Annotated in this window: 10 protein-coding genes; all 10 read right to left on the reverse strand. The window is 29.9% G+C overall.

The genetic code is table 11. The annotated features are described in order from the left end of the window. Positions 1 to 2: 2 nt before the first annotated feature. The 10 genes from CC92_RS0109145 to CC92_RS0109190 all read right to left on the reverse strand — a co-directional run bounded on the left by CC92_RS0109145 (position 3) and on the right by CC92_RS0109190 (position 11,892). Complete coding sequence (locus CC92_RS0109145; protein ID WP_029503194.1) at positions 3 to 443, reverse strand: hypothetical protein; 441 nt, start codon at positions 441 to 443, stop codon at positions 3 to 5. Next, positions 431 to 934 carry a hypothetical protein gene (locus CC92_RS0109150; protein ID WP_029503193.1) on the reverse strand — a complete coding sequence of 168 codons (504 nt, stop codon included), beginning with the start codon at positions 932 to 934 and terminating at the stop codon, positions 431 to 433. Before CC92_RS0109150 ends, CC92_RS0109145 begins: the two co-directional genes overlap by 13 nt. Beyond that, positions 935 to 1,711: an IS21-like element helper ATPase IstB gene (gene istB, locus CC92_RS0109155; RefSeq protein WP_031420320.1), complete on the reverse strand. Its 777-nt coding sequence runs from the start codon at positions 1,709 to 1,711 to the stop codon at positions 935 to 937. Continuing rightward, positions 1,699 to 3,210 carry an IS21 family transposase gene (istA, locus tag CC92_RS20900; RefSeq protein WP_034218423.1) on the reverse strand — a complete coding sequence of 504 codons (1,512 nt, stop codon included), beginning with the start codon at positions 3,208 to 3,210 and terminating at the stop codon, positions 1,699 to 1,701. The genes istB and istA overlap by 13 nt, the downstream gene beginning before the upstream one ends. A gap of 279 nt (positions 3,211 to 3,489) precedes the next feature. Continuing rightward, on the reverse strand, positions 3,490 to 4,356 hold the full coding sequence (locus tag CC92_RS0109165) for an NAD-dependent epimerase/dehydratase family protein (RefSeq protein ID WP_029503191.1): 867 nt from the start codon (positions 4,354 to 4,356) through the stop codon (positions 3,490 to 3,492). 23 nt (positions 4,357 to 4,379) lie between these two features. Beyond that, positions 4,380 to 4,970 (reverse strand): sugar transferase, encoded by a 591-nt coding sequence (locus CC92_RS0109170; protein ID WP_029503189.1) that lies wholly within the window; start codon positions 4,968 to 4,970, stop codon positions 4,380 to 4,382. A 151-nt stretch (positions 4,971 to 5,121) separates the two neighbouring features. Beyond that, entirely contained in the window at positions 5,122 to 7,050 is a 1,929-nt protein-coding gene (locus CC92_RS0109175; RefSeq protein ID WP_029503188.1) for a hypothetical protein, read from the reverse strand. Between the two features lie 100 nt (positions 7,051 to 7,150). Further along, positions 7,151 to 7,954, reverse strand: coding sequence for an ABC transporter ATP-binding protein (locus CC92_RS0109180; RefSeq protein ID WP_330372731.1), 804 nt, complete (start codon positions 7,952 to 7,954; stop codon positions 7,151 to 7,153). A 104-nt stretch (positions 7,955 to 8,058) separates the two neighbouring features. Next, entirely contained in the window at positions 8,059 to 8,847 is a 789-nt protein-coding gene (locus CC92_RS0109185) for an ABC transporter permease (RefSeq protein WP_330372730.1), read from the reverse strand. A gap of 24 nt (positions 8,848 to 8,871) precedes the next feature. Further along, positions 8,872 to 11,892: a glycosyltransferase gene (locus CC92_RS0109190; protein WP_029503185.1), complete on the reverse strand. Its 3,021-nt coding sequence runs from the start codon at positions 11,890 to 11,892 to the stop codon at positions 8,872 to 8,874. Between the last annotated feature and the right edge of the window lie 11 nt (positions 11,893 to 11,903).

Genomic DNA, 11,903 nt, shown 5'->3' on the forward strand with positions numbered 1-11,903 from the left:
TGTTAGTGTGTGACCATCTGATAACCATCCTGTATCAATGTAGTTTTATCAACAATGATTCGCTTTGATATGGAATCTATTGTGACATATTTGCTTAATTCCAATAGTCGATCACCAATCAGTTCTTGTATTAGCTTGCCCATTGCTACTGGGCGACTGTCGATTTGGTGTTCTTCCATACTTTTGATATGCTGTGGGATGATTGGCGAACACAGTTCCTCCATACTCATGAATACATTCTCTGTATTCTGTTTCGTATTGAATTTAAAGTAGTCTTTTTCTTTGTCATAAGATAGTTCAGGATGTTCGCACATTCTTTTGAAGACAGAGTAGGGATATTTTATGTTATATTTCGTTTTCAGTAATGCATAAACGGTTTCTTTCCCGTTGGAATTGTATAGTTCAGCAAGTTCTTTCAGTTTTTCAGTTTTTACTTTTGACATATGAATTCCTCCTGGTTGAATGGCAGTTCTACATCTGGATATGACAATCGCCATTCAGCGAACTGTAATGCATGTTTGCTGGATTCTTCTTTTGCTTGTTTGATTTGTACGTTTGCTTCCTCTAGCAGACCATTATTTCGAAGGATCTGTTCATAAATTCTCATACTAAAAAGCACTTCATTCAAATCTTTATGTAGATTATCAATGGTATCTTCTCCGCGAAGTCTGGCAAGATAGTTATCCTGTTCTCTTTTAGGAAGCTTCTTTAAGGTCTGTCGTATTTCTTCTTCATATCGATAAACTTCAAAGAAATCGCATGGCTTACCGGATTCAGAAGTAGCCATGGAACTATTCTCATAAACACTGTTTCCTGCTATAACCCATTCATGTAATGCAGTCCGTTCTTCGGATGTTATTTCTGTATGTTGTTTCTCATATTCAATCAGCTCATTCCATAGATAAGCTGCTTTTTCTTTGCTAACGTTATCCATTTATATATCCTTTCCGTTTTTAACACTTAATTTTGACCCTTTGACACGATAACTATCTCCAGTTATACTTAGCACATGACAGTGATGCAACAGCCGATCAAGAATGGCAGTTGCCGCAAGCTGTCCAGTAAACAGTTCGTCCCATCTGCCCATTGGCAGGTTGGTCGTTATAATGAGGGAGCTTTTTTCGTATCGTTGGCGGATGATCTGGAAAAACAAGCTCTCTCTTTCTCTATCCATTTTTATGTACGATAATTCATCAATGATTAGTAGATCAATTTTTCCTAGTTTTTCAATGATATCCGCTAATCGTCCTATGGTCATTTCTTCATAAAGCTTATCTACCAATTCCTTTGCATTTACAAAAAGTACTTTTTTCCCTTCCTTACACGCATTGATTCCGATGCCTGTAGCAATCATACTTTTTCCAACACCTGGTGGTCCAATGATAATGATGTTCTCATGTAACTGTAAAAAATGTAGTCTCCCAAGTTCTTCTATTTGCTCCTTATCCAAGGTATGATTAAAACTATAGTCGATATCATTCAGTGATGTGAACGTATCAAAGTTCGCCTTTTCCAGCAACAGTTCCTGACGCCTGACATTCTTACCTTCTTCCTCAACAGAGAGCAATCGTATTAAAAAATCCATGTAATCCAGATCATCTGCCTCTGCTTCTGCAATGATATCCGAATACTGCTCACGCATATCTACCAGTTTGAACCTTTTCATCATCTCATCTGCATAGGTCTTTTTATCTTCAGCTATTGTCTGCATGGTATTTCTCCTTTGCAAATGTCTTCATAATAACTACAGTCTCTTGTCAGAGAAGTTTCAGGGATCGGATTCAGCAAATCTGATTTCTGACAGGAAGTCATGAGAGTACGTTCTCCATCATTGTATTCTTTCAGAAGAGCCTTAAATCCTTTGATGTCCATTCTGTCCTCATCAACTGCTATACCAATCAGCTGATCCATTACTTCTAGACTGTACAATTCTTGAAGTTCCATGATCTTTCTTGCATAATGGGTTGGTTGGTCAAACTTTCTTCCCGCAGCATCTAGATATCGGATGCCATTGCTGTATCTTTGCGTAAAATCACGTCGTATCTGTGGAATAGAAGTGCTGACTTTGGGAGCAATTGCTTCATAATGGGTTGGTTCTGAAAAGGTGTGGTGTTTCTCATCCGATTGTTCAAAGCTCATGATATAATTCTCTTTTGCATCATAAAGCTCGATACGAAAGCCATATATTATACGGAATTGCACAGTCTTACCAACGTATTGTACAGGCACACTATATTTGTTACTATTAATGCTTACAAAGCTGTCAGGACTGATTTTTCGATTCTGCATCTTTTTGATACGATATCTACTTTGGGGTAGTGGCAGTAGAAGGGCCTTTTCCTCTAGTAGGTAATGTTGGTTCGGAATCCGCTTTGTGGTAGTATGTTTTTCGTCACACCATGCATCAACTTTTTGTTTCACTCTGTGACTCAGGTCCTCCATATTTGCAAAACGATTCCCCTTTATGAACTGATTTTCTATGTATTTAAATGGGGATTCGATTTTACCTTTTTTTCGAGGCCAGTAACAGGGACATGCATTTAATTCAGTTCCAAGATGCTTAGCCAGCATCAATGCATGGGGATTGTATCGTACTTCCTCTCCTGATTTAGGATTATTTTCGATTACAAGAGCTTTGGGATTATCAATTAGAAGTTCTAATGTAATACCTCCAAGAGCTTTGAATAATTCCTGAATTGCTTCATAGATTGCTTCCGCATCTACTTTGAGTGAAAAACATACTGCCTTTTTGCGTGATGCAGCCAGAATCATAGCAAAACAGTATACTTTCCGATAGCGACCGCCAATCAGCACCTCGTATTCCGTCCAGTCGAACTGTGCTTGATCGCCCGGTGGACTTTCATGTCTTACCGTTGCTTTTTTACTGATGTGATTGCCAACATCTTCGTCAACTTTCCCTAAGAGTCGATAAATCGGGCCAATACTTCCTGTGTACCCTTTGCCTCTTAACTCTCGAAAGATTCGAGTTCCATTAAAGTTGTACGGATCGCAGCGCCATTCAATGATCAGTTCCTTATAGTTATCTAGTTTGGATGAGTACGATGTCCTATGATAAACTGGAGGTTCTGTCATATCAAGTAGTCTCTTTACAGTGTTTCGTGAGATCTTCAGAATCTTTGCCGTTGTTCGCTTAGATTTTGTCTGCTTGTACACTTTTTGTACAGCTGCCCAGTCTTCCAAATCTTTCACCTCTGTTTTCTCCTTCCTGTATGAGTTACATACAGAAGGTATTTTACAAATCATATAGAGGTGGGTCAATTCTAAGTGTTAAATTTTCAAGGAACAGTGTATATCAGAAACAGGATTACTTACTCATTGCCCTTCTAGGGTGGGTCAATTTTCCTCGTAAATCCTGGGTCAGTTTTAAGTATAAATCAACACTTTTTGGGGTCAGTTCACACTTGACATAGAGCCATAAAACAATTCTACAAAATAGATAAAAGAAACGGAAGCATAGTATCAAACTACTTATGTTTCCGTTTCTTTTATTGTTTCTTTAAACTCCACTAATTGATAATTTCCTTTTTCTAATATAGATAACGATTTATCATACGTTAGATCTCCAAATACTTTTTTAAATACACTTATATATTTTCTAAGAACATTGATCATAGGATTAAGTATCTTAATCCCTGTAATACCGTGACCATGACAGCTTGCAATTTCTTGAACTAGATTAAATGTATTTACATATTCTACATTTTGAGGATGGTAAATTCCATCACTACCACTATTAATAATTTCATATAAATATATAGATAAGTTATCAATATAGATCATACTTCTTTCATTTTCAATCTCTGGAAAAAAACGAACTCTACTTGCAAGTCGAGAAAGTACTTTATAATTACCTGGACAGTCTTTCCCATATACCATCGGTGGTCTCACAATAGCTATTTTAAAGTTATCATCAGCAAGTTCTAGTAATTTTTCCTCTGCAATAAGTTTCGTTCTTCCATAGTAATTATCAGGTTGAGGTATAGAATCTTTGTTTATTCTGATAACACCACTTCCATATACAGCCATGCTACTCAAAAATACAAAATGTATTACCCCTGCTTCTTTAGCTAATTGTGCTATTTCTATAGTTTTTTCAACATTACAATGATAGTAATCAGAAAAATCAATTTTTCCTGCTTTCTGATGAACAATACTTGCGACATGAACAATACTATTAAATTGGCTATAATCTAGTTTCTTAAAACTATCGTCACGCATGGAGACCGTCGCTACATCTACTGGTAAATCATTATGACATATGTATTCTTTTAATCCATTACCTATATAACTATGAATTCCAGTAATTAGTATACTCTTAGTAGATGACCTTTCCATAAAACTATGCCCCTCCTAATTGTCTAACGCTCTCTGCCTTCTCTAATCCCATCACGTGAAAGTACGCTGCCTACAGTTCCTAAGATACACTTAGTATCAAAAAGAAAGGAAATATGTTTCACATATTCGCCATCATACTCCGCCTTTTTTTCCAACGTCAAAGTATCTCTTCCATTAATTTGAGCCCATCCAGTTAGCCCAGGTCTAACATCATTAGACCCGTTATGATCTCTAAGTTGAATCAAATCATCTTGATTCCAAAGTGCTGGACGTGGACCTACAAAGCTCATATCACCTTTTAGAATGTTCCATAACTGTGGAAGTTCATCAAGACTTGTCTTTCGAAGGAACCTTCCAACTCCTGTTATGTATTGGTCAGCATCAGTTAAAAGATGCGTAGGACAATCTTTAGGTGAATCAATATACATAGTACGAAATTTAAACATCCTAAATGTAACTTTATTTTTCCCCATTCTATCTTGTACGAAAAAGATTGGACCCTTTGAATCTAACTTAATTAGAATAGCTACAAGGAGCATTATAGGTGATAATAGAATACATCCTATTAACGAAACCAGAATATCACAGATTCGTTTAAGTAATTTAGTATACATATATTTTGCTCCTATTTCTTCCTTTAAAGTTCGTGTGAAAAAGTTAAATACCTTAAGCTCTATGTTAGTTTATAACAGTGGACATAAAAATTTAACTGCCAAGATGCTGCTTGATTACCAACTAACATAAGTTATTTTATCAACTCTCTTGTTATAATAATCGATCATTATAAGTAAATCTAACGCATTTCTCTTCATAACCTATAAAATTATTCTTATATCGGTAATTCAATATACCTCCTTCATATTTAATTACATTCTTTAACTTGATTATTTCGCTATTCGCTAGCTTAATCGCATTACCGTTTATATACATTATAAAATTATTTAAATCAATATAATCTTTATTTATTAATTCATAATAATTATTTTTATCATCTTTTAAAGCAATCTCAGTTTCACTACATATACCTTCAACATAGTTAGAAATTTCGCTACTCTGCTCAAACTGTACATATACTTCTTCATTAATTTTAACGTTTTGTTTTATAACTGTATAAACTTCGTATGCTATTATTGGTACGTCAAAATTATAACTTTTGTTATCTAAACAACAAAATGTAATTCCTGTGCTCTTATCCTCTAAATATCTACTATCATATAATTTTAATGTTAAATGCGCATCATTCACGTCAAATTCCTTAAATCCATATATACTAATTCTAAAATCAACAAATGGTTTTAAATATATTTGAGTATATTCACACAATTTTATAGAAGTATCCCTCTCTGCTGTACCATCAAGTTTTAATCTTCCATTAATAAGCTTTATAATTTTTATGCCGTCTTGACAGTTTGGTAATTTATCTAGTTGTAACTTAATAAGGTTTTTATTACGGCTCTCTACTACTAATGGATATTTACCGTTTTGATTCCAAAAACCTTTCCCAAGTATTCTACATTCCTTATACTTAGAACCATTTATAGTTACTACACCTGTTGTTCCTCCACAATGTGTAGCTAATAACCTATCACATTTTGCTAATAATGCAATAGTGACATAGTATTCTTCTCCTCTTAAGTATTCTTCATTTACCCTCTTTTTAGAAGTATTTTCCCTCATTATTACAGCTAACCTTGAATCACCAGTATCTGTATATCTATTTTGGCTAGTGAATAGTAATCTAGATTTAAAAACATCCTGAAATTTATTTAGAATATACTCATCTTCTGTACATAAATATATGTACTCATATTTATATTTTGCAACATATTGCTTTGCAATTTCAATCATTTCAAAAACATCAATAGGTATTGCATGATCTTTAGGTTTCGCATAGATGTAATCTGTTCCTCTACATAATATTCCTAGTACTTTATTTTTTTTAGGAAATAACTTTCTATATTCTTTATTTACTTTTTTAATTAATTCATTTCTTTCATGTATATAATTTTTATAAATATACTGACGATCGGACATATGAAAGTTATCATATTTTATGACATTCATATTATTAGATCCAATAATCACACATTCACTCGAATATACTTCTGATAACTTATATTTAGAAAGTGGTTCAAAGTAATTTTCCCATGCATTAACTAGTCCGATGCTATTTTCATCTAAATACAAATTCTTATAATTTTGCATATCAATTACAGGTATTAATTTATTATCTAAACAGAATTTTAGCTGTCTTATAACATAATTAAACATCCAAAATAATCCTGTGTTCTGAGCTGGAATCATTACATAGAATTTAACATTATCATTTAACACTCCAAAATTAAATTCAAATAGAGGCTCTTTTAAATCTTTTTCATTTATATACTCTGTATATGAAATAATCTTCTCATTCTTTATATTGTAATCATTAACTAGTCGATTACACATTTCTTTAGATTTCTTTAAATCTGTGATTATTATTTTATCAAATTGAATAGTATTTATATCTTTTAAATCTAGATATTGAACGTTTAATTTATTTGTATTAACATAATTTTCTTTGTTATCATCAGTACAAGCAACTATATCATAATATGGCAAGGGAAAATACTTTATTATTAAATTTAAATTTTTCTCTTCTAAACCATAAATAATTAACTTTTCTTTATTATTCTTTTCTCGTCTTTTAAACATTATATTCGCTCCTATCAATCTTTATAGGTTAATTAATCTTGTACTAATCAATGCTTATTCTGAGATTATTTCCATCCAGATTGAATTAGTTAAAGATAAGCTATCTTTTCATTACCTTAATATATTCATCACAAACATCAACAGCGTTTCCCACCATCTTTATCTCACCCTTATTCAACCAAATTACTTTATCGCATATACGTTTAACTTCATCTATCGAATGAGAAACATATAATAACGTTACACCTTTATTTCTCATTTCTTCCATCCTTTTTTCACACTTTTGTTTAAAACTAATATCCCCAACAGAAAGTATCTCATCAACAATAAGAATCTCTGCATTCACTATTGTTGCAACTGAAAAAGCCAACCTTGCCACCATACCAGATGAGTAATTTTTTATTGGTGAATCTAAAAACTCATCTAATTCAGCAAATTTAACTATTTCATCGAAATGCTCCTCCATGAATTTTATGGAATGTCCTAAAACACATCCATTTAAAAATATGTTTTCTCTAGCTGTCAAATTGCCATCAAAACCTGCTCCTAATTCAATTAATGGTGCTACTGTACCATTAATTTTTATATTTCCAGTATAAGGTTTAATAATACCACTGATTACTTTTAATAAAGTTGATTTACCAGAGCCATTAGAACCTATTATTCCCCATGACTCACCTCGATGTACATTAAATGATACATTTTTTAAAGCAAAAAATTCTTGAAATACAAGCTTTCGTTTTATCAGTCTTATAAAATATTCTTTCAAATTATCTATTTTTTGATTTGATAAATTAAATCTAACACTAATATCTTTTACCTCAATCATTATATCATCACTACTATTTTTATGCTGATTTATTGCTTCTACACTCATTTTATTTGATGAATAGTTATTATTCATACCTTCCTTTCCAATACTTAATCTTTATAAATAATACTCACTTATATTAATCAAAAGACTATTAGATTTTCAATACTTAACTACTTATTATTAAGCTAATTTAATTAGATGTATAAGATAAATCTATCTTGACTTCTTCTAAAACACAAAACACCAATTAAGATACTTATTATTGCTGAAACTATGCCACCCATAATTAGTTGTTCATCTGGAAGTACTCCATCATATACTATAGCCCTAAATTGTGAAACATAAAAGTACATAGGATTAACCCTTGAAACCCATTTTGCTACCAGATCAGGTAGCACTTCCATCGGATATATAACTGGTGTAAGATATACCCACGCAGTTGTAATAGCATTATATATATATTTAATATCTCTAAAAAAAACATATGCTTGAGCTAAAAAAAACCCTAATCCTAAACAAAAAACGAAAAGTTGAATAATTACTATTGGTATAAAAAGTAAGGTTAATGAAAACTTAGCCTTTGTTACAATCATAACAATAAATAGTGCAGCAAGCGAAAACACAAAATCCACTAAGGAACTGCTGACTTTAGCTAAAGTAAATATACCTTTAGGCACATATGTTTTCTTTAACAGTGCACCATTATCTACAATAGACCCTAACGCTAAATGTGTAGATGAGTTCATGTAATTAAATATCAATTGACCTGAAAACAAATATACAGGAAAGTTTTCAATATTTCGTTTAAATAATTTTGAAAATACAATAGTCATTACAATCATAACCAGTAACGGATTTAGTACACTCCATAGATATCCTAAAAAGCTTCTTCTATATTTCAATTTTAAATCTCTGGTAACAAGTTGCCTTAATAAATCTTTGTACTTAAAGTTTCTTTTAATATTATTTATAATTTCAAACACATTTTACTCCTAATCTAATTTACTTTATTCTATTGTTTTTAATATATCTTCATATACACGTTTTGTATTATGATTATCGATGTGATTGAAGAATTTATCACGACGATTCTTAATATATGAGTAGTCATAATCTCCCTCTAGTATTGATATTAAATCATCCAAAGTGTCTACAGCAAGCCCACAATTTGCTTCTTTAAAAACATCTCTTATAGTATAATAATTATCATATTTTGCTAATGGAGTATAATATATTGCTACACCATTAAGTTTATATATAAAATCATATGCAACTGACGAATAATCAGTTATTAGATACTTTGATTTGCTAAAATAGTTATTAAACTCTTCTCTGTCTGAAGAACTAATAACATTTATTCTATTAGATATTGTTTGTAGCATCAATTTCAGATTACGAAATTTATCTTTGGATATAGATGGATGACTGGCATAAATAATAGATAAATTTGTACATTTAATAATTTTATAACAAATATCAATTATATGCTGTATGTATTCATTTTCTATATTTTTTCTCCATGTAGGAAATAGAAAAACGTAGTTCTCGTCAATCTCGGAATTATACCATTTATCCATTCTTGGATATCCTAATACTTTAATATTACTGTGACCATTACATTTTTCCAAAAATTCTTTTTCATAATTTGAACAACAGTAAATACAATCAACATTACCAAAGTTGTTTTTATTTAAATAATAAGAATCCTTATCATAAGATATACCGTGTAAGACAGCTATAAAATTATAATTAAAATATGGATATAAATATAAAGATTTTTCATATCCATATATAGGAAAACACCACCATGATACAATCATTGTTTTAGCTTTTATAGCATAATCTTTATGTTGTTTTGAGTTAAGTATTATCATATGATCCTTGATTTTTATATTTTTTTCTCTCTCATAATTAAATTTAGATGTTACAAAATAAGCATTATTATTGTATTTTAAGTCTTCTAGAAATAGCATGTATGCATTATCATTCGCATTATCTAGTGTCTCAAAATATAGTATATATTTTTTATCTTGCTCTTTCATTAGTTCCTTTAAAAGTTGGCTTTCTTCTTTCTTGTTGATTACAGATGCCTTAGAATATTCTAAAAACTCATTTTTATTAACTAGTGATAAATGATTTTTATTTATAATAATAAAGTAATTTTTTTTAGATAATTTATACATATTAATAAAATTAGCTATTTCTAAATTTAAATTATCATTATCTTCTTGATAGAATTTAATACTAATCTTACCATTTTTAGATATTGGAAGTTCGAAAATATATAATCTCTCATTACTTTTATTTAAATAGCAATTAAAATAATGCTCATAATCAAATTTATATTGATTTAAAGCATGATAATATTTATTTTGGTAATATACCTTTATGTTATCTATTATATCACTTGAAACTGATATTCTCAAAAAATCATTATCTTCTTGTATATCAAATATTTTTATGTTTTTTATATTATTACAATTATATACTTGAATTTCTTTTTGAAAATCTATTTGATAATTTTCTAAATCATTATTAGCTTTTTGATTTTCATTGTAAAATAATCTTGTAAAAATATCTTTAATTGTATTACTAAATACATGCATTGAAAAATGATTTTCATATATTTTTCTTGCTTCCTCTCCAATTTTGCTTAATTCATTCTTCTTATTATGTATCTTAATAATGACATCAGTTAAATCCTCTACATCACCAGTCTTTATAACATATCCATTATTTCCATTTTTGATATAGGATGCAGTTCCAGTATTGTCTGAAACTATAACTACTTTATTTAACATCATACCTTCAGTTGCTGTAATTGGCATTGGATCATCTAATGATGGATTTATAATTACGTCAATAAAAGATAATAAATTAATAACTTCATTATTATTTAATTGTCCTAAGTATTTTACGTTCGAATATTGTTTTGATAATTTTTGAATTTCATTAAGTATATCATCATCATTATTTGGTCCTATAAACCAGAATTCTGACTTACTTATTATATGTTCAGATAAATGTTTTATTGAGTTTACTAAAATTTTTTGTGCTTTTCTTTCACAAATAGATCCTATTAAAGCAAATATAATTTTGTCTTTATTATATTCAATTGAAGAAGAATATTTATCTTCAATTCCATAGAGTAATAATTTAGATTTACTTGAATCGACATATTTATCAGTAAACTTTTTACAATACTCACCTACAGAATAAACCTCATCTATAAACTGAAATATATTTTTAAGATCAATTACACTATTTTTTTCAAATTCCATTGATCCTTCATGAACCCAACATAATTTATATGGTTTGGTATTTTTTAGTGAATTTACTAATTGTAGAGTAACTAAAGTATTGAATATTATACAATCGAATATATTAATAAATCTATAGGAGATACTATCTAATGGACAATATTGAAAACTTGATAAATTTTCTAGAATTACTGGTATATTATTACTTTCTAACTCACTTAACATTGGACCATTCTTTAATGACAAGAATATTGGATAATAACCTATTTTCTTTAACTCTATAGCCATGTTTAATAACGCCCTCGGTGCACCCGTTAAATCTAAAGTGTGGGTTATCAGAAGTAATATTTTACTATTAGGGTTTATTTTTTTATATTCATTTATTAAAGAAAGTAACGAAGGCCCAATATTGCTAATACTATTGCTACTCGTTGAAAAAATCTTTCTATTTTCGTATTTCCCATATATCTCATAATGGAATAGAGGGTTAATATTACAATCTTTAACATCTGTATATGTTTTTAAGTACAATTGACCATCAAATTTATTACTAGGATTTCTACCTTCTTGCCAACCAAATTTAATATAATGTTCTACAGCATCAATTCTCTCATTTTTTACATCTGGATTATTACATAGATACCATTCTTTATCAAATAATTCTGAGTTTTTTATACTCCTATATTCTCTTCCAAAATATAACTTAATTTTACATATTGATTTTATGTGATTATATATATTTTTTTTAATACTATTAACTGTAATCATTATAGTTTTTA

It is taken from the genome of Lachnoclostridium phytofermentans, from assembly GCF_000733755.1.
Classification (GTDB): Bacteria; Bacillota; Clostridia; order Lachnospirales; family Lachnospiraceae; genus Lachnoclostridium; species Lachnoclostridium phytofermentans_A.

Excerpts from the sequence above, each read along its gene's own strand:
- CC92_RS0109175 (WP_029503188.1), bottom strand. The coding sequence starts at position 7,050 with ATGTTTAAAAGACGAGAAAAGAATAATAAAGAAAAGTTAATTATTTAT.
- CC92_RS0109190 (WP_029503185.1), bottom strand. The coding sequence starts at position 11,892 with ATGATTACAGTTAATAGTATTAAAAAAAATATATATAATCACATAAAA.
- istB (WP_031420320.1), bottom strand. The coding sequence starts at position 1,711 with ATGCAGACAATAGCTGAAGATAAAAAGACCTATGCAGATGAGATGATG.
- CC92_RS0109145 (WP_029503194.1), bottom strand. The coding sequence starts at position 443 with ATGTCAAAAGTAAAAACTGAAAAACTGAAAGAACTTGCTGAACTATAC.
- CC92_RS0109170 (WP_029503189.1), bottom strand. The coding sequence starts at position 4,970 with ATGTATACTAAATTACTTAAACGAATCTGTGATATTCTGGTTTCGTTA.
- CC92_RS0109150 (WP_029503193.1), bottom strand. The coding sequence starts at position 934 with ATGGATAACGTTAGCAAAGAAAAAGCAGCTTATCTATGGAATGAGCTG.
- CC92_RS0109165 (WP_029503191.1), bottom strand. The coding sequence starts at position 4,356 with ATGGAAAGGTCATCTACTAAGAGTATACTAATTACTGGAATTCATAGT.
- CC92_RS0109180 (WP_330372731.1), bottom strand. The coding sequence starts at position 7,954 with ATGAATAATAACTATTCATCAAATAAAATGAGTGTAGAAGCAATAAAT.